General features: G+C 43.3%; 23 protein-coding genes. 2 read left to right on the plus strand and 21 right to left on the minus strand.

All coding sequences use genetic code 11. The annotated features are described in order from the left end of the window. From D8793_RS10115 to proB, 7 genes are all read right to left on the minus strand, one after another. A partial coding sequence (locus D8793_RS10115) for a P-loop NTPase fold protein (protein ID WP_142999381.1) occupies positions 1–1,248 on the minus strand: 1,248 nt, incomplete at its 3' end. 115 nt (positions 1,249–1,363) lie between these two features. Next, positions 1,364–3,109, minus strand: coding sequence for an ABC transporter ATP-binding protein (locus tag D8793_RS10120; protein WP_125371758.1), 1,746 nt, complete (start codon positions 3,107–3,109; stop codon positions 1,364–1,366). Beyond that, positions 3,102–4,868 carry an ABC transporter ATP-binding protein gene (locus D8793_RS10125; RefSeq protein WP_125371759.1) on the minus strand — a complete coding sequence of 589 codons (1,767 nt, stop codon included), beginning with the start codon at positions 4,866–4,868 and terminating at the stop codon, positions 3,102–3,104. Before D8793_RS10125 ends, D8793_RS10120 begins: the two co-directional genes overlap by 8 nt. An 18-nt stretch (positions 4,869–4,886) precedes the next feature. Continuing rightward, the gene (locus D8793_RS10130) at positions 4,887–5,498 is read right to left on the minus strand and encodes a TetR/AcrR family transcriptional regulator (protein WP_125371760.1); all 612 of its coding nucleotides are present in this window, start codon (positions 5,496–5,498) and stop codon (positions 4,887–4,889) included. Between the two features lie 327 nt (positions 5,499–5,825). Beyond that, positions 5,826–6,626: a pyrroline-5-carboxylate reductase gene (proC, locus tag D8793_RS10135; RefSeq protein ID WP_125371761.1), complete on the minus strand. Its 801-nt coding sequence runs from the start codon at positions 6,624–6,626 to the stop codon at positions 5,826–5,828. Between the two features lie 2 nt (positions 6,627–6,628). Beyond that, positions 6,629–7,891: a glutamate-5-semialdehyde dehydrogenase gene (locus D8793_RS10140; RefSeq protein ID WP_125371762.1), complete on the minus strand. Its 1,263-nt coding sequence runs from the start codon at positions 7,889–7,891 to the stop codon at positions 6,629–6,631. A gap of 96 nt (positions 7,892–7,987) precedes the next feature. Then, positions 7,988–9,097: a glutamate 5-kinase gene (proB, locus tag D8793_RS10145; RefSeq protein WP_125371763.1), complete on the minus strand. Its 1,110-nt coding sequence runs from the start codon at positions 9,095–9,097 to the stop codon at positions 7,988–7,990. A 137-nt stretch (positions 9,098–9,234) separates the two neighbouring features. Here proB and D8793_RS10150 point away from each other — a divergent pair, with 137 nt between their 5' ends. Next, entirely contained in the window at positions 9,235–10,050 is an 816-nt protein-coding gene (locus tag D8793_RS10150) for a Cof-type HAD-IIB family hydrolase (protein ID WP_125371764.1), read from the plus strand. Positions 10,051–10,163: 113 nt separating this feature from the next. Here the strand turns inward: D8793_RS10150 and D8793_RS10155 are convergent, their stop codons facing one another. The 8 genes from D8793_RS10155 to D8793_RS10195 all read right to left on the minus strand — a co-directional run bounded on the left by D8793_RS10155 (position 10,164) and on the right by D8793_RS10195 (position 18,814). Further along, positions 10,164–11,315 carry an iron-containing alcohol dehydrogenase gene (locus D8793_RS10155; RefSeq protein ID WP_125371765.1) on the minus strand — a complete coding sequence of 384 codons (1,152 nt, stop codon included), beginning with the start codon at positions 11,313–11,315 and terminating at the stop codon, positions 10,164–10,166. 291 nt (positions 11,316–11,606) lie between these two features. Then, a complete protein-coding gene (locus D8793_RS10165) occupies positions 11,607–12,677 on the minus strand; it encodes an ABC transporter substrate-binding protein (protein WP_125371766.1) in 1,071 nt (356 codons plus the stop codon). Then, positions 12,674–13,447: an ABC transporter permease gene (locus tag D8793_RS10170; protein ID WP_005590157.1), complete on the minus strand. Its 774-nt coding sequence runs from the start codon at positions 13,445–13,447 to the stop codon at positions 12,674–12,676. Before D8793_RS10170 ends, D8793_RS10165 begins: the two co-directional genes overlap by 4 nt. Beyond that, positions 13,444–14,250, minus strand: coding sequence for an ABC transporter permease (locus D8793_RS10175; RefSeq protein ID WP_048763122.1), 807 nt, complete (start codon positions 14,248–14,250; stop codon positions 13,444–13,446). The genes D8793_RS10170 and D8793_RS10175 overlap by 4 nt, the downstream gene beginning before the upstream one ends. Further along, positions 14,231–15,388, minus strand: a complete 1,158-nt coding sequence (locus D8793_RS10180) for an ABC transporter ATP-binding protein (protein WP_125371767.1) — start codon at positions 15,386–15,388, stop codon at positions 14,231–14,233. Before D8793_RS10180 ends, D8793_RS10175 begins: the two co-directional genes overlap by 20 nt. Positions 15,389–15,591: 203 nt before the next feature. Beyond that, the gene (murB, locus tag D8793_RS10185) at positions 15,592–16,494 is read right to left on the minus strand and encodes a UDP-N-acetylmuramate dehydrogenase (protein WP_125371768.1); all 903 of its coding nucleotides are present in this window, start codon (positions 16,492–16,494) and stop codon (positions 15,592–15,594) included. Positions 16,495–16,659: 165 nt separating this feature from the next. After that, positions 16,660–17,526, minus strand: a complete 867-nt coding sequence (gene thrB, locus D8793_RS10190; protein ID WP_005590150.1) for a homoserine kinase — start codon at positions 17,524–17,526, stop codon at positions 16,660–16,662. Position 17,527: 1 nt separating this feature from the next. Continuing rightward, the gene (locus tag D8793_RS10195; protein WP_125371769.1) at positions 17,528–18,814 is read right to left on the minus strand and encodes a homoserine dehydrogenase; all 1,287 of its coding nucleotides are present in this window, start codon (positions 18,812–18,814) and stop codon (positions 17,528–17,530) included. A gap of 132 nt (positions 18,815–18,946) precedes the next feature. On the opposite strand from D8793_RS10195, the gene D8793_RS10200 reads away from it, so the two are divergent. Next, positions 18,947–19,879 carry a polysaccharide deacetylase family protein gene (locus D8793_RS10200; protein WP_125371770.1) on the plus strand — a complete coding sequence of 311 codons (933 nt, stop codon included), beginning with the start codon at positions 18,947–18,949 and terminating at the stop codon, positions 19,877–19,879. A gap of 101 nt (positions 19,880–19,980) precedes the next feature. Here the strand turns inward: D8793_RS10200 and D8793_RS10205 are convergent, their stop codons facing one another. From D8793_RS10205 to deoC, 6 genes are all read right to left on the minus strand, one after another. Continuing rightward, complete coding sequence (locus tag D8793_RS10205) at positions 19,981–20,937, minus strand: ABC transporter permease (RefSeq protein ID WP_061911259.1); 957 nt, start codon at positions 20,935–20,937, stop codon at positions 19,981–19,983. Between the two features lies 1 nt (position 20,938). After that, complete coding sequence (locus D8793_RS10210) at positions 20,939–22,033, minus strand: ABC transporter permease (protein ID WP_125371771.1); 1,095 nt, start codon at positions 22,031–22,033, stop codon at positions 20,939–20,941. A 13-nt stretch (positions 22,034–22,046) separates the two neighbouring features. Continuing rightward, entirely contained in the window at positions 22,047–23,561 is a 1,515-nt protein-coding gene (locus tag D8793_RS10215; protein WP_125371772.1) for an ABC transporter ATP-binding protein, read from the minus strand. 136 nt (positions 23,562–23,697) lie between these two features. After that, complete coding sequence (locus D8793_RS10220; RefSeq protein ID WP_061911253.1) at positions 23,698–24,753, minus strand: BMP family lipoprotein; 1,056 nt, start codon at positions 24,751–24,753, stop codon at positions 23,698–23,700. A gap of 71 nt (positions 24,754–24,824) precedes the next feature. After that, positions 24,825–25,214: a cytidine deaminase gene (locus D8793_RS10225; protein ID WP_125371773.1), complete on the minus strand. Its 390-nt coding sequence runs from the start codon at positions 25,212–25,214 to the stop codon at positions 24,825–24,827. Continuing rightward, positions 25,201–25,863 carry a deoxyribose-phosphate aldolase gene (gene deoC / locus D8793_RS10230; protein ID WP_125371774.1) on the minus strand — a complete coding sequence of 221 codons (663 nt, stop codon included), beginning with the start codon at positions 25,861–25,863 and terminating at the stop codon, positions 25,201–25,203. Before deoC ends, D8793_RS10225 begins: the two co-directional genes overlap by 14 nt. Positions 25,864–25,872 lie beyond the last annotated feature (9 nt).

Consider the following 25,872-nt stretch of genomic DNA (forward strand, 5'->3'; position numbering starts at 1 on the left):
AATTTTATCTACATCATTTCCTATTAAGTACCTTTCAAAATATTGTACTTCAGTAAAACTAGAATACCTGAAAACATTTCTCTCTTTATTTTTGAGCGCTTTATTAATTAAATCCGTTATAATCTCAGAATAATTTGTGTTATTCATTTCATAAAACTTCGTTTTATCATGAACAATCTCATTATAAAATCCATGATGAAATTCATATACATAACAAATTAAAAGTAATTCGCTAAAATTTACTTTTTCTTTTTTATTAGCGTATTCTTTTTTAAAAACTTCTAAAAGATGAATCGAATCTCTCATATTACGCTGTTCTACAATAAATGCATTCTGAATATCTCCTAACAGAATAATATCTGTTTCAGAGATATCTGCAAAACCACTCATTGATTCAAGTGTCTCACGGAAATGATACCACACATTTCGAGATGACATGCTATGTGGCATTATAATAATTTTATCGATGATTTTCTGAATAAAAAGAGACTCCTCACTTTTTCCCTTCAATCTCTCATATTCCCCAATAATAATGATTAAATGATTGTTAAATGCGTTTAAATTAGACAAAACGGCATATATGTCATCTCTGATATTGGAAGGAATACGATCGAAATCATCAACAACTATTATTAATTTCTGTGTTTTAGTTTTAAATTTTTTAGTTACAGAAGATTCATACCATCCTTCTTTTATGGCTTTATCTTGAAAAACAGTTACTATCGAAGTTAAGATCAATAGCGGAGCTAATAAATTCCAATTGACTGGATTAGAAAAAATCAAATTTATAATATTGTTTAACAGAAAAAATAGAGCAACCATAATCGGAGCTAGCCAATTCAGAATAATATTAATTCTAGGGTATAGATTAGTAAAGATATAACGATATATCGTTTGTTCACCTGAAAACGACCAAAAATTTAATCTAATAAATTTAATTTCTTTGTTCTTAATTGAATAATTTTCTACTAAATTAATATAGCTAGACTTTCCGACGCCCCAATTACCACTTAAAAGAACTGTACCTGTATAGTCTGAATCAATATATTGTTCATAAAAATCTTTAACATGATTTTCTAAACCAAACCTATCTTCCTCTATTGAATTAATCTCTCTATTTTTACTCATAATTCCCTCACTAACGAGCTTTCGCTTCCTCCGATATCGAGCTCTTTCCAATTGTTCTTTCAGTTCTTGCAATAGATTTTTCTCAAAATCATTAAGAAAAATCTTCTCCATTTTTAACATCTGCCCTTCCTATTCTTCTAAATCATTATAGCACACTTGGCTGGTCTGTCATAGCAACAAAATACAGCTCCTGCAAGCAAAAACAGCAAGCCACAGAAGCTCACTGTATAAACTGTTAATTCCCCATCTCAATCCGCCAGCTGGCGGCTGTTTTTCTTTCTTGGATAAACTTACTATAGATGCCTTGTTTGGCTAGTAAGTCTTGGTGTTTGCCTTGCTCAACAATGCGGCCTTGATCCAGCACCAAAATCTGGTCTGCATGCTCAACCGTCTTGAGTCGGTGGGCAATCATGATAATGGTCTTATCGCGAGTCAGAGCCTGAATAGCCTGCATGAGGGCTTCTTCGTTTTCGGGGTCAACATTGGCTGTCGCTTCGTCCAAAATGATAATAGGCGCATCCTTGATAATAGCCCGCGCGATGGAAATACGCTGGCGCTCACCTCCAGAAAGACTGGCACCTCCTTCACCAATCTTGGTATCATAGCCATCAGGTAGCGAGAGAATAAAGTCATGACAAGCAGCTTTCTTGGCAGCCCCTATCACTTCTTCCTGATTGGCCTCCGGCTTGCCAAAACGAATGTTATTAGCAATAGTATCCTCAAAGAGATAGACGCTTTGGAAGACAAAGCTGAAATTACGAATTAGGCTGTCATAACTGTAATCTCTAACACCATGTCCGTCCAGACTGATACTTCCTTGGTCCACATCCCAGAAGCGGGCGATGAGGTTGCAGAGCGTTGTTTTGCCTGATCCAGAAGGTCCAACCAGGGCAGTTGTCGTTTTTTCGGGAATAGTGAGGGAAACCCGGTCAATGATTTTCTTATTTCCATAAGAAAAGCTAACATCTCTCAGCTCAATCCGGCTGCTCTTAGGCTCAATATCCTGACCACTGATGTCCATCGGCTGGATGGCTAAGACTTGATTGACCATATCAACCGACAAATCAACAATGCGCAGGAGAGAAGAGAAAGAGCCAACGCCGTCTAGATTTTCATAAATCATAAAACCACTGACAATCATCATAATGGTTACCAGCAGCTCCATACTGCCATTGAGATAAAAATAGATAGAGAAAAGACCCATAAAGAGACCGGTCAGCTTGGTCACTATGCCTTGGAGGGCAATGTAAGGTGAGGTCACAAGTGTCATTTTGGTATCTAGCTGACTCTTGCCTTCAATTGCCTTGGACAGCTTCTTGGCAGAACGGTTGACCAGATTGTAGTTCTTAACTTCTGCAATCCCTTGGCTGTACTCTAAAACAACGGCTACTAGGTCCATATCCGCCTGATACTTGTCATAAGAAACCTTGCCAACTTGCCAACGCATGAGGGTATTGGGCAGGAGAAAGAGGACGAGACCCACCAAGAGAACCAGTCCAACCCGCCAGTCATAGAGAAAGACCAAAACGGTGATGAGACCAGTCGTCAGAAAACCCTGCACAGTCATCATAACCACTCGCGTAGCCACATCAGACAGGCCTTCCAGCGTATTTGTCGTAACACTGGTAATCTTGCCTAGGCTATTTTGATTAAAGTAACCCATGGGCAGATAGCACATGTGCTCGGCAATTTCAATCCGCTTCTGAGCACAGGTATGATAGCCTGCTTCCGTCTGGAGCATAGTGATTTTCAGGGTAATACAGACGTTTAGCACAGTGGATACCAACATGATAGCCAGAGCCAGCCAGAAAGTCTGCATAGAGAGATTCTTCTCAATCAGTCCCATAACGACTAAGCCGATCGCTGGAATACGCAGAGCGATGATAAAGGACTTGATGATGCCCAGATAAATGGATTGATAAAATTTCCTACGGTCCTCTGCCGTACAGAAATCAAAGAATTTCTTCAGTATATTAAGCATGAGTCAGCCCTCCTTCCATCTCACTATTATCCTTGGTAGCAATATGGGCCCGCCACATGGAAGCATAAAGCGGACTTGCTGTCAGCAATTCTTCATGCCGGCCTCTAGCTTCAATCCGACCATCATTGACCAGGACTATCTGATCTGCACTCATAATCGTAGACAGCCTATGAGCAATGACAATCAAGGTCCGTCCCTCAATCAAACGAGCTAGACTGGACTGGATCCGTGCTTCATTTTCCGGATCTGTATAAGCAGTCGCTTCATCCAAGATAAGAATCGGCGCATCCTTAAGCATGGCACGGGCGATGGCAATCCTCTGACGCTCCCCACCAGATAGATGACCGCCGCCAGAGCCTACCTGAGTTTCAAAACCATCTTCTAAGTTCATGATAAAGTCATAACAGCCACAGCGACGGGCAATTTCGATAACCTCTTCATCAGAAGCTGCTGGATTTCCCATCCGGATATTTTCCATAATCGTCTCATCAAAGAGATAGTTATCCTGAGTCACGTAAGCAATCTGCCGACTGTAATAGTCTAGCGGAAGCTGGCGAATATCCAAACCACCATAGGTAATCTGACCAGAACTGACATCCCAGAAAGAAGCTAGAAGCTTGGCAATTGTAGACTTACCTGAGCCTGATGGCCCAACTAAAGCATTGATGCTGCCAGCTTTAATATCTAGCGAAATACCATGCAGTACCTCCTCTTCATCTGTATAGCCAAAGCTGACATTCGTCATGACCAGATCCCTTCCTTTTGGAAGTTCTCGCAGCTCCTTAGGCCTTTCCAAATCAAGCTTTTCCAAAATATCAATGACTTGGCCAAAAATAGTCCCGATTTTCCGTAAATCGTCCATGTAACTAGCCACTAAAATCAGAGGAGTCAGAAGACTGAGCGAAAGAATAATCATCAGAATGAAATTGCCATCAGTCAAACTACCTTGCAGATAAAAATAACAGCCAGCCGGCAGCAGAAAGAGTAAGCCTGATGGCAAAAATGCAGTCACAATGCCCATCTCCAGATTGAACTTGCGCATCCACTCAATAAAGCAGTCTGCTCCTTCTCTAGCAGCCGTCACAAACTTATCGTAAGAGAACTTTTCCTTACCAAAAACCTTGATGACTTCAATCCCATTGATGTATTCCACCGCTGTATCATTGAGTTTTTTGGTCTTGACCAGAGTATTTTGATAGTCCGCTTCGCTATTGACAGCCATCCGCATATAGGCCAGCGCCACGATGGGAATAGTCAGGAGAGACAGTAAGGTCAGCCGCCAATCGATAACCAGCATAGCAATGAGAACAATAATCGGACCAAAAATCCCAGCGGTGAACTCTGGAATCAAGTGAGCCAAGGTCGTTTCGGTCGCATCCACCCGCTCGACAATGATGTTTTTATAACTGCCTGATGACTGGCTGAGTACTGTACCAAGAGGCAGCCTGGCCAGCTTGTCTGTCAGGCGGTGCCGCATTTCCGCTAAGATCTTAAAAGTAGCCGTATGCGACAGCATGGTGGAAATACCGTGAAATCCCCAGTAGCCAATCCAGGCCAGACCTGCCCACGCTGACTGCAGCAGGTAGAAATCCCAGTTTTTATTGCCCGCCAAGAGCTGATTAATCATTCCGCCAATAAAGAAATAAGGCAGAAATCCTGAAATCACAGAGGCAAAGGCAAAGATCAGACTGAGCACAAAATATATCTTATGAAGGGAAACAAAGTCCCAGATCCAAGCAAGAACAGATTTTTTCTTCATAGAATTTCCTTCTTTCTATCAAAAACCTAGCAAACCTCCCCAGTCAAACAAGTCCATGATGGAATGGCAAAATTCCAGCGCCTGCTCTTGGGGCCAGTCTTGAGCCAAGGGCTCAAATACAGCTGTGTAATAAGCTGTCATGCACGATCGCAGAAACTCGTGTTTGACCAAATGATTGATCTTCCCCTCTTTGTAAGCCAGCTCCAAATAGCGATAAGTCTCGTCTGCAGCCAAATAAGGCAGACGCATCCTAAAGTCCGCTTGCGAAGACCCCTGAGATTTAAAGAGCAAGAGTTGCATAATATCCTTATGCTCATAGAGAATCCGCATCAGGGACTGGAGATCCTCTAAGCGATGGGCCCACATGTCAGACAGGTGTCCCTCTTCTAGGAAAGCATAATCACGTCGCTTCTGCTCTTGCCCATACTGGTCTAAAGCTGTCAGAGTAGGCTCAAGCAGGGCAACAAAGAGACTGTCCTTACCCTCATAGCGCTTATAAAGAGCCCCAGTCGTCAAGCCAGCCGCGCGACAAATTCTCCGCAGTGAAGCATCCTGATAGCCATAAGCCAAGAATTCACTCCTTGCGCTTTCCAAGATTTTTTCGTTTAACTCATCTGTTTCTTTTTTCATGCTTTCAACTAGATAACACTGTTATCACCTTTCTTCTTTTATTATAAATTCTGACAATTTAACTGTCAAGGAAAAACAAAAGAAAAATGGGATAAGCTGTTGATTTTAACATCCACTTCTTCTTAGAGCAAAGTCTCCATCCATGCCATCCACAGGTTTACTTTCACTCGACCTAGCATGGATAATTTTTTGAAAAACAAAAAGACACACTCGTACTGACTTTAAACAAGCCATCTACGAGTGTCTCTATGTACTACTTATATGATGATGTATCATATCGCTTTACGATTCTATTTTTTCTTCAAAAGAAGCAAAATGTCAATTACCCTACTTACCAAGTTCTTGCGTCCTCTTGTAGGCGGCTTGAACGGCAGCCATGACCGTTCCTCGAAAGGCATTTTCTTCCAGACTGGCTACCCCAGCGATGGTCGAACCGGCTGGACTGCAGACCTGGTCTTTGAGCTGAGCCAGATGTTGGCCACTGATCTGACTTAGTTTAGCAGCGCCTAAAAGGGTTTGATTGGCCAGTTCAAGCGATATGTCGCGACTAAGTCCAGCTCGGACACCTGCATCCGCTAAAGCTTCTATAAAGAGATAAACGAAGGCTGGTCCACAGCCAGCAAGAGCTGTCGCCGCATCCAACTGCTTTTCCTCTAGTTTGACCAAAAGGCCAGCCGAAGACAGAAGCTCACGCAACAAGTCTTCGTCCGTTTGATTCGCTTCTGGGGATAAAGCATAGCTAATAACACCCTCGCCAACAGCTACTGGTGTATTAGGCATGATCCGAATCCAACGATGGTGGCGAGGTGTCAATTTTTCTAACGTTTCCAAGGACAAACCAGCAGCCATTGAAACTAGGAGAAGAGAATCTCGTTTTTCTAGAATTTTCCGATAATCAGCCAGCAAGTCAGCAAATTGAGCTGGTTTGATTCCCAGAAAAATCACTTCTGCCTCAGAAAAAACTTCTGCATTACTGGCCGGCTGACCACCAAGTTCTGCAGCAATCTTTTCAGCCTTGTCACGACTGCGATTGGCCAGTAGCAATTCGCTTCTGTATCTTTCATCTTGGGCAACTAGACGAGCGAGATTACCACCCATATTTCCCAGACCGATAAATCCAATTTTCATCTTTATTTCCTCACTTGACCCGTCCCTTGGATGACGTATTTATAGCTGGTCAGCTCTTTCAGCCCCATAGGGCCTCTGGCGTGCAATTTCTGAGTAGAAATCCCCATTTCGCAGCCAAGGCCAAATTGACCGCCATCTGTAAAGCGGGTTGAGGCATTGACATAAACTGCTGCGCTATCCACCTGCTCTGTGAAGTAAGCCGCCGCTGCAGCCTTCTCCGTCACAATGGCATCCGAGTGATGGGTGCTGTGAGCTTCAATATGCTCCACCGCTTCTTCCAGCGAGGAAACCAGCTTGACTGCTAAGATATAGTCCAAGAATTCGGTATCAAAATCTTCCGATTTAGCTTGTATTCCCGAGATATACTGAGCCGCTTTCTCATCCAAACGTAATTCAACAGACTTCTCTTGTACAGCATCACGATCAGTCACCAAGATCTTCTGCAAACGTGGCAAAAATTCAGCTGCAATTTCTTCTTGAACCAGCAGTACTTCCATGGCATTGCAGACAGAAGGGCGACTGGTCTTAGCATTCTCAATAATCGCCAAAGCCTTGTCCTGATCAGCATCCTTATCTACATAGACATGGACAATTCCAGTACCTGTCTCAATAACCGGCACAGTCGCATTCTCCACGACTGCCTGAATCAATCCCGCGCCACCACGAGGAATGAGCAAATCCAGATAGCCCTTGGCCTTCATCATTGCCTGAGCTGAAGCCCGACTGGTATCAGAAACCAATTGGATACAATCCGGCGAAATCTCCGTCTGAGTCAAACCTTTTTTCAAAGCTGTGACAATAGCTTGCGCTGTCTGATAGGCATCCTTGCCGCTTCTGAGAACGACTGCACTACCACTCTTTAGAGCCAGAGCCGCAGCGTCTGAAGTGACATTAGGCCGGCTTTCATAGATAATTCCAATCACACCCATTGCTACTCGCTTTTTACTGATGACGAGGCCGTTCTCAAGCTCAGTCCTTTCCAAGATTTGCCCTACAGGATCCTCCAAGGCAATCAGCTGGCGAATACCCTCTGCCATGGCAGCAATCCGCTTCTCATCTAGATAAAGGCGGTCCAGCATGACATCTGAAATCTTACCTTTAGCCGCTGCCATATCCAGTTCATTAGCTGCCAAAATGTCCGCACGCGAAAGCCAGAGCTGCTTTGCCATTTCCTCTAATCCTTGATTTTTCTCAGCAGTTGTAGCTGTGTTGATTGATTTTTTTGACTTTTTTACAATTTCAAATAATTCTTGTGTTGAGGTCATGGCGCCTCCTTTCGTAAGATACAATAATTTCTTTTTACAATTGATAAAGATCTCGTAGAGTTCGGGTAAAGGAAATAAGTAAACTCCTATTTCCTCTTAAAATTCAGAAAAGAGCAATTGGAGCTCTGGAGTAATAGAAATCCAATCGTCACGATGAATCACGACTCCCTTTGGCTTGCTAGATCGCAACATGTCTTTGAGGGCAGGTTTACCAAAGCGCACGCGCCCCTTTCCTAAAATCGCACCAGTCTCTTCTTCGTACACCGTTACCGTATCTTGGTAAGAAAAATGCCCCTCTAACCTAACAATTCCTGATGCCAGAAGGCTTTTACCATCGTAGCGGAGTGCCTGTGCCGCACCTTGATCCACATAGATAGCGCCTTGGCTCTTAGAATAGAAGGCTAGCCATTGCTTTTGTGTCTTCAAGCCCTTATCCTGCGCTGAGAAAAGGCTCCCGTCTCGAGTCTGGCTCGCCGCCTCCAATAAAGCATTGCTTTTTAGCGACGAACAAATATAAACTGGTACACCCGACATGGTCGCCAAAGTTGCTGCTTTGATCTTAGTCAGCATGCCACCGGTACCATTGCTGGAGCCTGCCCCGCCTGCCATGTCAATCAAATCGCTAGAGATTGTCTCAATTCTTTCAAGACGTTGGGCGGTTGGATCTGAAGCTGGGTTAGCAGTGTAAAGCCCATCAACATCTGTCAAAAGTACCAAAAGATCCGCCTGAACCATGGCTGCCACCTGAGCACTGAGCGTATCATTGTCTCCCACCTTTAGCTCCTCGATAGAAACTGTGTCATTTTCATTGATAATGGGAATGGCACCCCGATTAAGGAGGACTGACAGAGCTTGGTGGGCATTTTTGTAACGCCGTTTATCCGCAAAATCATCCTGCGTCAGCAAAATCTGGGCAGATACAATCTTCTTCAGAAGCAGATTGGTAGTATACTCCTCTAGGAGAAGGCCCTGACCAACAGCTGCCGAAGCCTGTTTATCGGCTACTTTAGTTGGGCGTTTTTTAAAGCCCAGAGACGAAAAACCTGCCGCAATGGCTCCAGACGATACCAAAATCAACTCATGTCCGGCTTCGTGTAAGACCGATAATTGATGCGTGATTTCCCGCACCTTTGCCCGCGACAGGCTACCATCAGGATTTGTCAACGAGCTCGTTCCAACTTTAAATACAATACGCTTTGCTTTCATAGCTTCTCTTTTCCTTACTAGATTTTCTTATTATACCATAAGGACAGGAAAATTAAAAAAAACAATCCTCCCTATTTCTACTCTCCTAGCAATAGAAAATATGCTATAATATTCACAAATACTATTGGAGAAAAACTATGATTAAACTAATTGCCCTTGATATGGACGGAACCCTGCTGACTGAGGAAAAAAAGATTCCTCAAGCTCATATTGATGCCATTCACCATGCTATCCAAGCTGGAGTCAAGCTGGTCCTCTGTACAGGTAGACCGCTCGTGGGTGTCAAGCCCTACTATCAGGAGTTGGGCTTGGAGAATGAAAATGAATATGTCATCGTAGACAATGGCTGCGCCATCCATCAGACTAGCGATTGGCAGGTCGTTGACTGGCAAGAATTAAATCCAGATGATATTCGCTACCTCTACAGTTTAGCCGAGCAGAGCCAAGTACAGTTAACCTTGTTTAATGAAGAGCATTACTTCGTCGTAGGGGAAAAGGCCAGCAAAATTGTGACAGATGATGCTGCCCTCGTCTTTACGACTCCTACTGAAATCAGCCTTGAAGAAGCTTGCAGCGGCCAGCATCGAATGTTTCAAGCTATGTTTCTAGGAAATCCAGAACAGGTAGACGATTTTGAGACCAAGTTCGCTCAAGAGCTCTGCCAACGATTCAGTGGCGTCCGTTCCCAGCCTGTCATCTACGAGGCGATGCCAAAAGGTGTTACCAAAGCCTTTGCCCTAGAGCGTCTAGCACAACGCTTAGAGATCAATCCTGAGGAAATCATGGCACTGGGCGATGCGAATAACGATATTGAAATGCTACAGTTTGCTGGCTTGGGCGTTGCCATGGGAAATGCTAGCCAGCATGTCAAAGACTTGGCCGACTATGTAACAGATAGCAATGAAGAAAATGGCGTCGCCACAGCTATTGATAAGTTTATTCTAGAGCACTAATCCTGTACTCAACATATTTCCATAAATTAAAAAGACAGCTGTAGGAGAGAGAGCAACTGTCTTTTTTTGATATAAATCAACTAAGTTTAGAAGGAGAGCCTTTTTCCTTTGGCTTAAAATAATTCCTTGTATAAAGCAATGGTTTCTTCCAAAGTCGGCATGAAAGGATTGCCCGGTGCGCAAGCATCAATCAAGGCATTCTTAGAAAGGTATTCAAAGTCAAAGTCCTTTTCTTCAATGCCAAGCTCGGTCAGTTTCTTAGGAATACCGACCGTTTCAGACAAGGTTTCGATTTCCGAAATGGTATATGCTGCACACTCTTCATCAGTCTTGCCTTCGGTATGCAAGCCTAAAGCTTTAGCTACATTTCTAAAGGCTGCTGGTACACGTTTGGCATTTTCACGCTCAACTACTGGCAGGAGCATAGCACAGCAAACGCCATGAGGCAAATGATAGACCGCACCTAGCTGGTGAGCCATCGAATGCACGTAGCCCAGACCTGCATTGTTAAAGGACATGCCGCCAAGGAAAATAGCATTAACCATAGCTTCACGGGCTTCTATATCATGACCATTAGCAACTGCTCGCGGCAAATATTCCTTAATCAACTCAATGGCACCGATAGACAGTTTCTTGGTCACGCCATAAGCACCAGGAGTTACCAAGGCTTCCACAGCATGGGTCAAAGCATCCATCCCAGTCGCTGCTGTTAAATTAGCTGGTTTGGAAACCATGAGCTCTGGGTCGTTGACAGAGATGAGAGCCAAGCTATTTTTATCAACCATCACCATCTTAACCTTACGCTCTTCGTCCGTGATAACATAGTTGATAGTGATTTCGGCAGAAGTCCCTGCCGTAGTGTTGATGGCTACGACTGGTAGGCCCTTTTCTTTAGACTTGTGGAGACCTTCATAATCCTGCGGCTTGCCTCCATTTGTCGCCATAATGGAAATACAGCTAGCAGCATCCTGAGGAGAGCCACCACCTACACTGATGATAAAATCACAGTCATTTTCTTGAAGAGTAGCTAAGCCATCGTAGACATTCTTACAAGAAGGATTTGGGTCTACATCTTCAAAAACCACGTATTCAATGCCTTCTGCTTCTAGCGACTTGATGACTTTTGGTAAAATGTCACTGGAGGCAATGTAGTGGTCTGTAACGATGAGAGCTTTCTTGAAACCCAGCTCTTTGACATGACCGCCAAATTCATTGATGACACCTTTACCAATCAAATTGACTGATGGAACGTAGAAAACTGACATAATGATTTCCTCCTTAATTGAGCACAAAGCCCTATTGAATATGTTAACATAATTTTACTACTTTCTCTACTGCTTTTCAAATAATTATACAAGTCAAAATAGAAAAAAGAGAGTGGGACAGAAATCGGTAATTCGTTAGAATTCGATTTCGTCGTCCCACCTCCGCACAGTTGAGTAGGGCTGTAAAAGCTGATGAAATCAGCCTAGTAGAGCCCACTCAACCACTGCGCCTTGCTCGATAATCCAAAGACAATTGAGAGGCTAGGACTTTTGTCCCAGCCTCTTCTTTGGCTACTTGCGATACATTTTGACTTGAAGATAGAGGTCATTGTATGTTCCGAGCCATTTTGATCCTAATTGCTGATAGACTTCCAGATGCTTCATAGTCTCTTCTGTTGGATAAAAGGCCTCATCTTCCTGTACCTCTTCTGGCAGCATGGCCTTGGCAGGAAGGTTTGGCGTTGAGTAGCCAACATAAAGGGCGTTTTTATAAGCATTTTCTGGTCTCAGCATGAAATTGATAAACTGATAGGCAGCTTTTTTATTTTTGACCGTCTTTGGAATAACAATATTGTCAAACCAAAGGTTGCTAGCTTCTGTAGGCACAACATAGCGCAGATCTTCATTGGCCTCCAGCATTTGACGAGCTTCACCAGAGAAAGTCACACCGATAGCCGCGTTATTCTGAATCATGTAGCCCTTCATCTCATCAGCGACGATGGCCTTGATATTGGGCGTCAGAGTGTAAAGTTTATCGACAGCCTCCTGCAGCTGGTCAGCATCTTTGGAGTTAAGACTATGACCATTCGAGTTCAGACCAATCCCCATGACTTCACGGGCTCCGTCAATCATCATGATGGAGTTTCTGTATTCTGGCTTCCAGAGATCGTTCCAGTGTTCAGGCGCGTGCTCGACCATTTTAGTATTGTAAACAATGCCCAGGGTTCCCCAGAAATAAGGAATAGAATACTGATTTCCTGGATCAAATGGCTGATCCAAAAAGTCTGAACCAATATTTTCCAAGCCTTTGATCTGGCTATGGTCCAATTTCTCCACCAAGTTTTCCTTCATCATCTTGGCGATCATATACTCACTTGGGATTGCGATATCGTAGGTTGTACCACCTTGTTTGATTTTCGTGTACATGGCTTCGTTAGAGTCGAAGGTTTCGTACTGCACCTGCACGCCTGTTTCCTTGGTAAACTCTGTCAGCAATTCCGGATCAATGTAATCTCCCCAGTTATAAACAACCAATTTATCACTGCCCTTGCTATTGGCTTTACTCTCAATCCGATAGCTAATTCCCCACAAGATCAGGATAATCGCAAGAATCCCTGCTAAAAACGAATAGAGTTTTTTCATGCTGCTTCCTCCTTCTCACGCGTGATAAAGTAATAGCCAATGACTAAAACGATACTAAAGAGAAAGACCAGAGCAGACAGGGCATTGATTTCCAAGGAAATTCCTTGCCGTGCACGGGAATAAATTTCAACCGAGAGTGTCGAGAAGCCATTTCCTGTTACAAAGAAGGTCACAGCAAAGTCATCTAGTGAGTAGGTGAAAGCCATAAAGTAGCCGGCAATGATCGCTGGTGTCAGATAAGGAAGCATGATTTCCTTGAGCATCTGGACTTGACTAGCTCCCAAATCATAAGCAGCCTTAATCATGTCGTCATTCATTTCTTTTAGCCGTGGCAAAATCATTAGCACAACGATTGGAATTGAAAAGGCAACGTGGCTGGCTAAAACGGACACAAAGCCCAGCTGGAATTTAGCCGTGGTAAAGAGAATCAGGAAGCTAGCCCCAATCATAACGTCAGGAGCCACCATCAAAATATTATTGATGGATAAGAAAGCATCCTGATATTTTTTGCGGGCTTGGTAAATATAAATAGCACCGAAAGTTCCGATAATGGTAGCAATGAGGGAAGAAAGAAAGGCTAAGAAGAAAGTCTGCGCCAAAATTAAAATCAAGCGCGAATCTTCAAATAACTTTTGAAAATGAACCAGATCAAAGCCTGTAAATTTGTTCATATCATCGCCAGCATTGAAGGCATAGGCAATCAAATAAAAGATCGGAAGATAAAGGATTAGAAACACAATCGCTAAATAGAGATTAGCAAATTTTTTCATCGTTCTCTCCTTTCCTTGGTTGCCCACATAGTGAAGAGCATGGCAATAATCAGAACCACTCCGATGGTTGAGCCCATTCCCCAGTTTTGCGTCGTCAAGAAATGCTGTTCAATGGCTGTACCCAGTGTAATAACACGGTTCCCACCGATCAAACGCGTCAGCATGAAGAGACTGAGACTAGGAATAAAGACAGACTGCACGCCACTTCTCACGCCATTCATTGAAAGTGGAAAGACGACATTGCGGAAAGTCTGCCAACGATTGGCACCCAAGTCATAGCTAGCATTGATGAGATTGGGATCCAAATCATCCAAGACGTTGAAAATCGGCAGAATCATAAAGGGCAGCTCAATGTAGCTAGCAACAAAAATAAAAGAAAAGTCAGTGAAAAGAATCTGCTTGGGACCGATACCGATAAAGGTCAAAAATTCATTTACCGAACCGTTTTGTCCAAAAATACCGATAAAGGCGTAAGCCTTAAGCAAAAGATTGATCCAAGTCGGCAGGACAATCAGCATCAGCCAGAGCTGGCGATGCTTGAGCTGGGTCAGAAAATAAGCGGTTGGATAGGATATGAGCAAGGTCACCAAGGTGATGATGCCTGCGTAAAATACTGAGTTAAAGCTCATTTTCAGATAGGTCAAATTCTGCGAAGTGAAATAAATCCGATAGTTTTCCAGCGTGAACTGCCCTTCGATATTAAAGAATGATTTCCAGACAATCATTATCACTGGAGCTAGGACAAAAAGCAGAATCCAAAGAAAATATGGAAGCATAAAAAGGTTAGAGGTTGTTTTCTTCATCTCTTTCCTCCTCAATGGCGTTGATTAGCCCTGCTTCTTGCTCTTCGATTTCTACGTATTCTTCAATCCGAGCATCGAATTCTTCTTCGGTTTCATTGAGGCGCATGATATGGATATCCTCTGGTTCAAAGTCCAGACCGATTTCTTCTCCGACGATGGCCTTACGGGTCGAGTGGATCATCCATTCATTGCCAAGCTCATCGTAGGCAATAATCTCATAATGAACCCCGCGGAAAAGCTGGGTATCCACTTTAACCTGCAGTTTTCCTTCTTCAGGCAAGGTAATGCGCAAATCCTCTGGACGGATCACCACTTCAACGGATTCGTTTGGTCGCATGCCTCCGTCAACTGCTTCAAAGCGCTTGCCATTGAACTCGACCAAGTAGTCTTCGATCATCTTACCTGGCAGGATATTAGATTCTCCGATAAAGGTCGCAACAAAGTGGTTAATCGGTTCATCATAGATATCCACTGGCGTTCCTGACTGGACAATCTCCCCTTCATTCATGACAAAAATCCAGTCACTCATAGCCAGGGCTTCTTCCTGGTCGTGGGTGACAAAGACGAAAGTGATCCCCAGACGCTGTTGGAGTTCACGGAGCTCATATTGCATATCCGTCCGCAACTTCAAATCCAGCGCAGAAAGAGGCTCGTCAAGTAGGACAACCCGCGGCCGATTGATGATGGCACGGGCAATGGCTACCCGCTGACGTTGACCGCCTGAAAGTCTCCGAATTGAACGACGCTCATATCCTTCCAGTTGAACCATTTTCAGAACTTCAGCAACCCGTTCTTCAATTTCTTTTTTGTCCACCTTCCGCAACCGCAAAGGAAAGGCCACATTCTCAAAAACATTCATATGCGGGAAAAGAGCGTAGGACTGAAATACGGTGTGAACATCCCGCCTATTGGTAGGAATGTCATTGATGCGGACACCATCCAAAAAGATGTCTCCCGTTGTCGCATCTAGCAGTCCTGCAATAATATTAAGGATGGTTGACTTCCCAGAGCCAGAAGCTCCTAGAAGCGTATAAAATTTTCCTTCTTCTAATTCAAAGTTGATATCTTTGAGAACGACGGTGTTACTGTCTTCAAAAACCTTTGAAACGTTTTTGAACTCAATAATTGGTTTTTTCAATTGGCATAAATTCCTTCTTTTCCATGTATTAACAGATTTTTGGCTCTGTCAGACCAAAAAAACCTCTCGAGGGCTACTATGGCCCTGCATACTTGCGATATCGATAGGCTTTCACCCCCTTTACTAATGACACATGGATATGGGCTATCCCAAAGACTTAGACAAATCTTAGAAAAGCAATCAGATAATTACATATTGGACTCTTATGCTTCTCCAATAATTCGAACTTCTCGTTCCAGAGTGACACCTGAATGCTCCTCGACGGTTTTAATGACATGAGCAATCAACTTTTCATAATCGCTAGCTGTACCATGATCGACGTTAATCATGAAACCAGCATGCTTTTCTGAAACCTCTACACCACCGATTCGGTAGCCTTTTAGACCAGCCTCACTGATTAGCTGGCCAGCAAAATGTCCCAGAGGACGCTTAAAGACCGACCCGCAAGATGGGTATTCCAGAGGCTGCTTAAGCTCACGCAGATAGGTCAGACGTTCCATTTCCTGACGAATGTTTTGGTGAACACCTGGTGCCAGACCAAACTTAGCTGAAATCACAATGTCGCCAGTTTCTTGAATAAGTGAATGGCGATAACCAAAGCGCATATCACGTGCATCCAAGGTCTTAATTTCTCCTTCAGGGGTCAAGACCTTGCAAGAAACAAGCACATGAGCAATTTCTCCGCCATAAGCGCCAGCATTCATAAAGACAGCACCGCCGACACTACCCGGGATGCCACAGGCAAATTCAAAGCCAGTTAAACTATGATGAAGGGCAATACGAGTAGTCTGAGTTAGATTAGCACCAGCCTCTGCCTCAATCGTATAGCCATCTACTGCTACGTTATTTAGACTGTCAAACATGATGACAAAGCCTCGAATACCGCCATCTCGAACGATAATATTGCTTGAATTCCCAAGCACCAACCAAGGAATATTTTCACGATTGGCCAACTTGACAATCCGAGCCAATTCATAACGGTTGCGTGGAAAAACTAAGAAATCGGCAGCTCCGCCTACCTTCGTATAAGTGTATTGACTCAAAGGTTCATTAAAACGGATGTCGATTCCTTCTAATTCCGCAGAAAATTTTTCTAGGTTTTGCATGACTTACTCTCTTCTTTACAAATTACACTCTATTATATCAAAATTAAATGATATTTACGATAGACTAAGGGAAATAAAGATTCTTTTTCAAAGCAAAAAGAAAGAGGAGAACGAAGATTGTAGACCAACACTGCGTCCACAAGTTCGTCATCCTCAAACTCTCTTCTATTTTTCTACACGTACACCCTGAGTATCGACTTGCAACTGAAAGACTTGTCCATCAAAGCCTTGTTCCTTGATTTGCTGATAAATCTGCTCAGCTTTGTCTTTTGAAGATAAAACCATAACAGTCGGACCAGCTCCAGAGATGTAAGTCGCAAAAGCGCCCTGTTTTCTGGCTAAGAATTTAATGTCAGAAAATTCTTTGATAAGCGGTTGGCGATATCTCTCATGGAAACGATCGGATTCGATAGCACGACCAGCTGTTTTCATATCGCCCTTTAAGAGCGCTGCAACTGCGACATTGGCTACAGAGCTTGCTGCAACAGCTTCCTTGTATGAGAGGCGATTAGGCAAGACACGGCGGCTTTCAACTGTTCTCAACTCATAATCTGGAATAAAAGCGATAAAGCTGACCTCTGGGAAATCTGATACAACAGCTGAAACTTGATTTTGGAAAGAGCTTGCAATCACTAGATTTCCATAAATCGCTGGTGCGACATTGTCGGGATGCCCTTCGATTTTTGTCGCAATTTTCAACTTTTCATGATCTGATAAGTTCAGATTTGCTAACTGATTAGCCAGTTCAATCCCTGCAACGATAACAGAGCTAGAAGAGCCAAGACCGCGCGCCAAAGGAACATCGCTAGTCATTTTTAAGCGATGAGGCTGAAGGTCCGGGGCCAATTGCAGGGCAATCTTGATTAGTAAATTCCGTTTATCCGTTGGAATTCGAGGATTGAGGTCATGCTCAATGACCCACTCCTGACTTTCTTCCAAGACTTCGATTTCTAGATATTTGGAGACTGCGACACCAACTGAGTCAAAACCAGGCCCGATATTGGCACTGGTTGCTGGTACAATAATTTTCATCTTATTCTCCTAATACTTTAAAGGTATTGAGTAATTCAAACTCTGGTACCTCACGGAGCTTGGCCACTACATTTTCTAGCTGAGTCTTGCTGACAGCGTGCGTGATGATGACCACACGTGCTGTTTCACCATCTGTACCTTCTTGCAGAATTTGCTTGAAGGAAACTTCTTCAGCATTGAAGATTTCAGCCAAATGCAAGACTTGACCCTTGGCATCTGGAGCCAAGATAGAGAAATAATAGTTGCTCTTAACATCCTCAGGTTTAGCCAAGACAAGCTCGCGACTAAATTCATTGAAGGCTTTGCCAATCGTGCCTTCATTTAGGCGACGGACGATACGGACGATATCTGCAACGACACTGGTCGCAGTTGGTTTTTGACCTGCACCTGGGCCATAATACATGGATTCTCCAATACCAATTGATTCGACAAAGACCGCATTCATTACGCCGTTTACGCTAGCCAGCGGATGCGCTTTTGGCAAGAAAGTCGGTGTCACTTCCGCAGCGATTCCTGATGGCGTTTCCTCAATCGAACCAACTAATTTCACTACATAGCCCAAATCTTGAGCAACAGCAACGTCTTCAGGCGTGATGTTGCGAATGCCTTGGTGGCTGACATCTTCAAACTTGATGTTCATACCAAAAGCAAATTGGCTGAGGATAACCATTTTATAGGCTGCGTCAATCCCATCAACGTCGTTAGTTGGATCGCTCTCGGCAAATCCTAAACGTTGCGCTTCTGAAAGAGCATCCTCGTAAGACCAACCTTCTTCTACCATCTTGGTCATCATGAAGTTAGATGTTCCATTGACCACGCCCAAAACGCGGGTAATCTTGTCAGACGCCAATGAATTAACCAAGGTGCGCAAAATTGGGATACCACCTGCAACAGCAGCTTCATAGTAAAGGGCAACGCCATTTTTCTGAGCAATGTCTAACAATTCAGAACCATGAACTGCCAGCAAGTCTTTATTGGCTGTCACCACATGTTTACCTGCTTCAAGTGCGCGCGTGATAAAGGTTTTTGCTGGTTCAATCCGTCCCATCAGCTCCACTACGATCGCAATTTCACTGTCATTTAAGATTTCATCCACATTGGTCACAAAGTTGTAATCATTTCCAGCTGCCAAAAGACGCTCTTTTTCAGCATCATCCTTGACCAAGACTTTAGCAACTTCAATCTCAGAATGAGCAGCCTGAACAATCTTTTCTCCATTTTCTTTCAACAAGAAAGGAACACCACTAGCAACTGTTCCAAAACCAAGTAAAGCAATTTTAATAGACATGAGGAACTCCTTGAATATTTCTTATATAAAAAACATTATAACAAAAATATATAGAAATGCCTACAAATCTATTTGTATATTTGTTATAATGTAAGTAAAAATTTTAAACTCATGAGATTAGAAGNAGATACCATGACAGATAAACACATTGGAAGACGCATGCAAAGACATAAAGCTAAGAAAAAAGCATTCCTTTTTTCTATTATCAATCTTTTCCTGCTCCTTGCCCTAATCGTAGGCGGGATTTATCTTTGGAAGACTCAGTTCTCCCCTAGCAAACAATCCTCTGCAGGCAACCAAACTGTGCAATCCACCTCCAAGCCAGACTCTACCTCAACAAATGAAGAAGCTTCAAAAATCAAATGGGTAAAACAAGACGAGCCTGTTAAGATCCCAATCTTGATGTACCATGCGATCCATGTAATGGATCCCTCTGAGGCAGCCAATGCTGGTTTGATTGTAGATCCAACTACTTTTGAAAGTCATTTGCAGGCCCTGAAAGAAGCTGGTTATTATACTTTAACCCCAGATGAAGCTTACAAAGCTTTGACAGAAAATGTCCTACCTGAAAATAAAAAAGTAGTCTGGCTGACCTTTGACGATAGTTTGAAAGACTTTTATACCAATGCCTTTCCACTACTTCAAAAATACCAGATGAAGGCAACCAACAATGTCATTACTGGATTTGTCCAAGCTGGCCGTGAAGATATACTGACGCTAGATGAGATCAAAGAAATGAAGGAAAAGGGAATGTCCTTTGAAGACCATACCGTCAACCACCCTGATCTATCAACTGCTACTGCTGATCAACAAACCCTTGAACTACGTGATTCTAAAGCCTTTTTAGATGACAATCTATCACAGAAGACGACGACTGTTGCCTATCCATCTGGCCGCTATAGTGATACGACCTTGCAGATCGCTGAAAGTCTGGGCTATAAGATGGGATTGACGACCAATAACGGCCTGGCTTCACTGTCTAACGGATTACTCTCGCTCAATCGTGTTCGAGTGAACCCAACCACTACTGCAGAAGATTTATTAAACGAAATCGCTACAAATTAATCTTAGAAAGCTTGCTTCAGACGAAGCAGGCTTTTTCTATTTCCGATAGCAGCTTTTGCCAATCACAAAAAACACCAGCTCCAAAGAACTGGTGTAAAGGTTTATTTAGACTTGATGTAGTTGATACCGTCTGCTTTCGGAGCAACAGCTTTACCGAAGAAGGCTGCAAGAACCACAATCGTCAAAACGTATGGTGCAATCTGCAGATAAACTGTTGGTACTTTTGAAAGAAGAGGCAACTGGTTTCCGATAACGGCCAAACTTTGAGAAGCTCCAAAGAAGAGACTTGCCAACATGGCACCAATAGGGCTCCATTTACCAAAAATCATAGCTGCCAAGGCGATAAAACCTGGACCTATGATAGTTGTCACAGCAAAGTTAACGGAGATTGACTGAGCATAGATAGCTCCACCAATACCGCCGAGCAAACCAGAAATCATAACACCGCAATAGCGCATGAGGTAAACATTGATTCCTAATGTATCTGCTGCCTGCGGATGTTCTCCAACTGAGCGAAGACGCAATCCGAACTTTGTCTTAAACATGATAAACCAAGCAAGGAAAGAGAAGGCGATGGCCAAATATCCCATCAGACTTGTATGTTTGAAGAATATATCTCCTATGACGGGAATATCAGACAAAATAGGAAAATTAAATTTACCAAATGAACGCTGAATGTTGTCTGTTTGCCCCTTGTTGTAGATAGCTTTCACAAGGAAAACCGCCAAGGCTGGTGCTAGTAAGTTTAGAACCGTACCACTAACGACGTGGTCTGCGCGGAAATTAATGGTTGCTACAGCATGGATAAGGGAGAAGAGCACTCCGACTAAGCCAGCAGCAATCAAGGAGAGCCACGGAGTCAAGCTGCCAAAACTACTTTCGAAAGTCAAGTTAAAGAGAACGCCTGTAAATGCTCCCATTACCATGATCCCTTCCAAGCCGACATTGACGACTCCAGCATGCTCCGAATAAGCTCCACCGATACTTGTGAAAATCAAGGGAGCCGCATAAATCAGCATAGATGATACTAATAAACCTAATATCGTTACAATACTCATCCTAGTTTTCCCCTTTCACTTTACCAGCTTCTTGCTTACGGTTTTTAAATAATTCAAAAACTGTCTTACCAGTCAGACGCTCAATCAAGTAATGGGCGCTAACAAAGAAGATAATCGAAGCTGTCACGATATTGACTAATTCTGTCGGAATCTGAGCCACGTTCATACCCGGCGCACCAACACTTAGAACTGCAAAGAGGAAAGCCGCAAAAAGGATACCAACTGGGGAGTTTGCTGCTAAAAGACTAACTGCCATACCATTGAAACCAACGCTCAATGAACTTCCTTGTACAAAGACATTCTGATAAGTACCTAGTCCTTCTACTACTCCTCCAAGTCCTGCAAGGGCTCCAGAAATAATCATAGACAAAATAATGGTCCGTTTAGAAGACATCCCTGCGTATTCAGATGCATTCGGGTTCAGCCCTACAGCGCGGATTTCAAAGCCAAGTGTTGTTTTCTTCAGCATATACCAGATCAGCACAACTGCAATCAAAGCAAAGAAAATACCAATATTCATCCGAGAGTTAGCTGTCAAACTTCTCAGCCATTCTGTTTGATAAATAGCATTGGCACCAACACGCTTACTAGAGTCAACACTCTGCATCACAGATTTTGGGAAGCTGCGGATAAAGGCATTTCCAACAAAGAGGACGATATAGTTCATCATAATCGTAACGATGACTTCGCTCGTTCCTAAATAGGCACGCAGAACCCCTGGAATAGCACCAATAATCCCACCAGCTACTGTTGCAATCACTACAGTTGCTAGCAACATCAATGGGCGAGGTAGGTCAGGGAAGGAAAGGGCAAACCAACCAGCTAGAATCCAACCAGCCAAGGCTTGGCCTGGAAGTCCGACATTGAAAAATCCAGCCCGACTAGCAACGGCAAAACCCAGACCAATGAGAACTAGAGGTCCCATCGCCCGAGAAATTTCACCCAAACTTCTCAAAGAACCGAATGCCGTTTTAAAGAGGGATTCATATCCCCAGATGGCATCATAGCCAAAGATAGCCATGACAATCGCTCCCAATAAAATCCCTAAAAGAACTGAGATTAAGGGAACTGCGATCTGCTGTGTTTTTTTAGACATTTGAATCTCCCTTCTAAATCTTACCACCAGCCATGAGAATACCAAGTTCTTGCTTATTGGTCTTCTCTGGTGTCACAATTCCTTGAATCTTGCCATCATGGATAACGGCGATTCTGTCAGAAAGATTGAGTATTTCATCTAGCTCAAAGCTGACAACAAGAACTGCCTTACCTTGAGTACGCTCCTCAATCAAACGTTTATGGATATACTCAATTGCTCCGACATCAAGACCGCGGGTTGGCTGACTGACAATCAGCAAGTCTGGATCACGATCCACTTCCCGAGCAATGATAGCCTTCTGTTGGTTTCCTCCTGAGAGGGCTGAAGCAGGTACATACTCGCTAGCTGCCCGCACATCAAACTCTTTCATCAGATTGCACGCATAAGAGTAAATATTATTGTAATTCAAGATGCCGTGTTTGCTGAGTGGCTCCTTGTAGTAAGTCTGCAAAGCAATATTTTCAGAAATGGACATCTGCAGCACCAAACCATCGCGATGACGATCTTCAGGAACGTGGCTGACCTTCATCTCAGTAATCTGACGTGGTTTCTTACCAAGCACGGACTGATTCTTGATCAAAATTTCACCCGAGCTCGCTTTTCTAAGTCCTGTGATAGCTTGAATCAACTCAGTCTGACCATTGCCGTCAATTCCTGCAATCCCAACAATCTCACCAGCACGAACATCCAGTGAAAGTCCCTTAACAGCTGGAACGCCGCGATTTTCTTCAACGACAAGATTCTTGATTGAAAGAACCGTCTCTTGCGGATTAGAAGGTTTCTTCTCAGTCTTGAAGGAAACAGCCCGTCCCACCATCATTTCCGCCAAATCTTGGTTGGTTGCACCAGCAATTTCAACTGTTTCGATTGATTTTCCTCGACGAATAACGGTCACTCGATCAGAAACTGCACGAATTTCATCCAACTTATGAGTAATAAGAATGATAGACTTACCTTCCTTGACCAAGTTTTTCATGATTTTCATCAATTCATCAATCTCAGATGGTGTCAAAACAGCTGTTGGTTCGTCAAAGATGAGGATATCTGCACCACGGTAAAGGGTCTTCAGAATTTCAACCCGTTGTTGTGCTCCGACGGAAATGTCTTCAATCTTGGCAGATGGATCAACCGACAAACCATATTTCTTAGACAAACGCTTAATTTCTTGCGTAGCGCGTTTCAAGTCTAAGATACCATTTTTTGTAATCTCACTTCCAAGAATAATATTTTCAGCAACAGTGAAGGCTTCCACAAGCATAAAGTGCTGATGCACCATCCCGATACCAAGTGAGGCCGCCTTTGATGGAGAGTCCAGCTTAACTGGCTTTCCGTTTACTACAATCTCACCACTAGTCGGCTCAAGTAGGCCGGCCAACATATTCATCAAGGTTGACTTCCCGGCACCATTTTCTCCTAAAAGAGCGTGAATTTCACCTTTTCGGAGTTCCAAATTGATTTTATCATTGGCCACAAATTCACCAAAAATCTTGGTAATTTCTCGCATTTCAATGACATTTTCATGTGTCATGGCTCTTTCCTTTCCAGAATTTCATTTTATGTCGATACAACCTCCTCGGACTCCTATCCTAGTAGGCTTAATCGATGCAAAGGCGTCAGAATTTAAAAATGAGCGACCCTAGTAGGTCGGATCGCTCAACATTCAATTATTTATCAGGAACTGTGATGCTACCATCAAGGATTTTAGCTTTCGCTTCTTCAACAGCTTTTTTAGCATCCTCAGAAAGGTTGGTTGTTGTCAAATCAACACCGCCGTCTTTCAAACCAAAGGTTGTAGTTTTACCACCTGGGAATTTACCTTTAGCAGTTTGATTAGCAATGTCTTGGACAGTCTTACCAACTTGTTTCAAGCTTGATGCCAAAACAAAGTTAGACTCTTTACCATCTTTAGATTTGTATTTACCTTCTTCAGTTTGGTCACGGTCAACACCAAGTACCCAAACTTTTTCATTTTCATTTCTTGTTTCGTTGATTGACTTAGCTTCGTTAAATACTCCAGCACCAGTACCACCAGCTACTTGGTAAACAACATCCGCACCACCAGCATAGTGAGCAGCTGCAATTGTTTTACCTTTAGCTGCATCGCCGAATGAACCAGCATAGTCCACTTTAATCTTGATAGATGGGTCAACTGATTTCACACCAGCTTCGAAACCTTTTTCAAAACGTGTGATAACTGCACCTTCTATACCACCTATGAAACCAACTTGTTTTGTCTTAGTAGTTTTTGCAGCTGCAACACCAGCAAGGTAAGCTGCTTCATTATCTGCAAAGACTGCTGAAGCAACATTCTTTTGACCTTCAATTACATCGTCAATAATAACGTAGTTAATACTTGAATTATCTTTTGCAGCAGATTCAACGGCATCACGAAGGGCAAAACCGATACCAAATACTAAGTTGTAACCATCCGTAGCAGCTTGGTTTAGGTTGTTCGCGTATTGTGACTCGTCTGTTGATTGGAAGTAAGTATAGCCGTTATCTTTTGAAAGGCCATTTTCTTTCCCCCAAGCTTGCAAACCTTCCCATGCAGATTGGTTAAATGACTTATCATCAACACCACCTGTATCGGTTACGATAGCAGCTTTTAAATCAGTTTTAGCGTTAGAGCTATCTGATTTAGACGCACGATTCCCACATGCAGCAAGTCCGATTGCTGCGACAGACACTAGACCAAGACCTAGCCATTGTTTCTTGTTCATTTCTGAACCTCCTATATAAGATGTGCAACTTAGTTGCAAGTTTAATTTTGGTCAGTTGACCAGCAACAGACTCAAGTTAAGTCTGTAAAAGAGTATGGAAGTAACTCCTTGACCGTCATCACGACCGTCGATTTATCTTTAGCGACCAAGGTCACTGGTAAATCCTGATTAAAAAACTCTGCCATTACTTGGCGGCAGGCACCACACGGAGAGATCGGTTTTTCCGTTTCTCCGTAAACAATTAATTCCTCAAAGTCCAAGAAACCTTCAGAAACAGCTTTAAAAATGGCTGTTCGCTCTGCACAATTGGTTAAGCCGAAACTAGCATTTTCGATATTGACACCTGTGAAAACTTGTCCATTTTTAGCTACTAAAATGGCTCCGACAGGGAAATGAGAGTATGGAACATAGGCATTCTTCGTGGTTTCTACAACTAAATCAATCAAATTAGTAGTCGCCATTAGCCACGTCTCCCTCCATAATCGCTACACCAGAGGATGCTCCAATGCGAGTCGCACCAGCTTTGATAAAGGCAAGTGCATCTTCGTAAGAACGGGCACCGCCAGAAGCCTTGACTCCCATATCTGGCCCAACGGTCTTACGCATCAAAGCTACATCCGCAACGGTTGCACCACCAGTTGAGAAACCAGTAGATGTCTTGACAAAATCCGCCCCAGCTTTCTGAGCAATTTGACAAGCTCTCACTTTCTCATCATCTGTCAAGAGGCAGGTCTCAATAATGACCTTGACCAAGGTTCCTTTAGCAGCTTCCACAACAGCTCGAATGTCTCTTTCAACTAAGTCAAAGTTTCGAGACTTTAGAGCACCGATATTGATGACCATATCAACTTCATTCGCTCCGTTTTGGATGGCATCACTCGTTTCAAAAGCTTTGAGCTCCGGAGTATTTGCTCCCAGAGGAAAACCAATGACCGTACAGACTTTTACATCCGTAGCTTTTAGTGCTTGCGCAGCAAAATTCACCCAAGTCGGATTGACACAGACGCTCGCAAAGTCGTATTTCTTTGCTTCCTCAATTAAGGTTTCAATCTGCTCCTGACTTGCATCAGGTTTCAAAAGCGTATGGTCAATGTATTTGTTTAATTTCATGTTGGATTC

Source organism: Streptococcus cristatus (assembly GCF_003943465.1).
In the GTDB taxonomy this organism is placed as follows: Bacteria; Bacillota; Bacilli; order Lactobacillales; family Streptococcaceae; genus Streptococcus; species Streptococcus cristatus_C.

What these genes read in the sequence shown, in the direction of transcription:
- thrB (WP_005590150.1), bottom strand. Translation starts at nt 17,526, where the DNA reads ATGAAAATTATTGTACCAGCAACCAGTGCCAATATCGGGCCTGGTTTT.
- D8793_RS10205 (WP_061911259.1), bottom strand. Translation starts at nt 20,937, where the DNA reads ATGAGTATTGTAACGATATTAGGTTTATTAGTATCATCTATGCTGATT.
- D8793_RS10225 (WP_125371773.1), bottom strand. Translation starts at nt 25,214, where the DNA reads ATGGCGACTACTAATTTGATTGATTTAGTTGTAGAAACCACGAAGAAT.
- D8793_RS10130 (WP_125371760.1), bottom strand. Translation starts at nt 5,498, where the DNA reads ATGAAAAAAGAAACAGATGAGTTAAACGAAAAAATCTTGGAAAGCGCA.
- D8793_RS10220 (WP_061911253.1), bottom strand. Translation starts at nt 24,753, where the DNA reads ATGAACAAGAAACAATGGCTAGGTCTTGGTCTAGTGTCTGTCGCAGCA.
- D8793_RS10125 (WP_125371759.1), bottom strand. Translation starts at nt 4,868, where the DNA reads ATGAAGAAAAAATCTGTTCTTGCTTGGATCTGGGACTTTGTTTCCCTT.
- D8793_RS10210 (WP_125371771.1), bottom strand. Translation starts at nt 22,033, where the DNA reads ATGTCTAAAAAAACACAGCAGATCGCAGTTCCCTTAATCTCAGTTCTT.
- D8793_RS10120 (WP_125371758.1), bottom strand. Translation starts at nt 3,109, where the DNA reads ATGCTTAATATACTGAAGAAATTCTTTGATTTCTGTACGGCAGAGGAC.
- proB (WP_125371763.1), bottom strand. Translation starts at nt 9,097, where the DNA reads ATGAAAGCAAAGCGTATTGTATTTAAAGTTGGAACGAGCTCGTTGACA.
- murB (WP_125371768.1), bottom strand. Translation starts at nt 16,494, where the DNA reads ATGCAAAACCTAGAAAAATTTTCTGCGGAATTAGAAGGAATCGACATC.
- deoC (WP_125371774.1), bottom strand. Translation starts at nt 25,863, where the DNA reads ATGAAATTAAACAAATACATTGACCATACGCTTTTGAAACCTGATGCA.
- D8793_RS10200 (WP_125371770.1), top strand. Translation starts at nt 18,947, where the DNA reads ATGACAGATAAACACATTGGAAGACGCATGCAAAGACATAAAGCTAAG.
- D8793_RS10165 (WP_125371766.1), bottom strand. Translation starts at nt 12,677, where the DNA reads ATGAAAAAACTCTATTCGTTTTTAGCAGGGATTCTTGCGATTATCCTG.
- D8793_RS10155 (WP_125371765.1), bottom strand. Translation starts at nt 11,315, where the DNA reads ATGTCAGTTTTCTACGTTCCATCAGTCAATTTGATTGGTAAAGGTGTC.
- D8793_RS10140 (WP_125371762.1), bottom strand. Translation starts at nt 7,891, where the DNA reads ATGACCTCAACACAAGAATTATTTGAAATTGTAAAAAAGTCAAAAAAA.
- D8793_RS10195 (WP_125371769.1), bottom strand. Translation starts at nt 18,814, where the DNA reads ATGTCTATTAAAATTGCTTTACTTGGTTTTGGAACAGTTGCTAGTGGT.
- D8793_RS10150 (WP_125371764.1), top strand. Translation starts at nt 9,235, where the DNA reads ATGATTAAACTAATTGCCCTTGATATGGACGGAACCCTGCTGACTGAG.
- D8793_RS10170 (WP_005590157.1), bottom strand. Translation starts at nt 13,447, where the DNA reads ATGAAAAAATTTGCTAATCTCTATTTAGCGATTGTGTTTCTAATCCTT.
- D8793_RS10175 (WP_048763122.1), bottom strand. Translation starts at nt 14,250, where the DNA reads ATGAAGAAAACAACCTCTAACCTTTTTATGCTTCCATATTTTCTTTGG.
- D8793_RS10215 (WP_125371772.1), bottom strand. Translation starts at nt 23,561, where the DNA reads ATGACACATGAAAATGTCATTGAAATGCGAGAAATTACCAAGATTTTT.
- proC (WP_125371761.1), bottom strand. Translation starts at nt 6,626, where the DNA reads ATGAAAATTGGATTTATCGGTCTGGGAAATATGGGTGGTAATCTCGCT.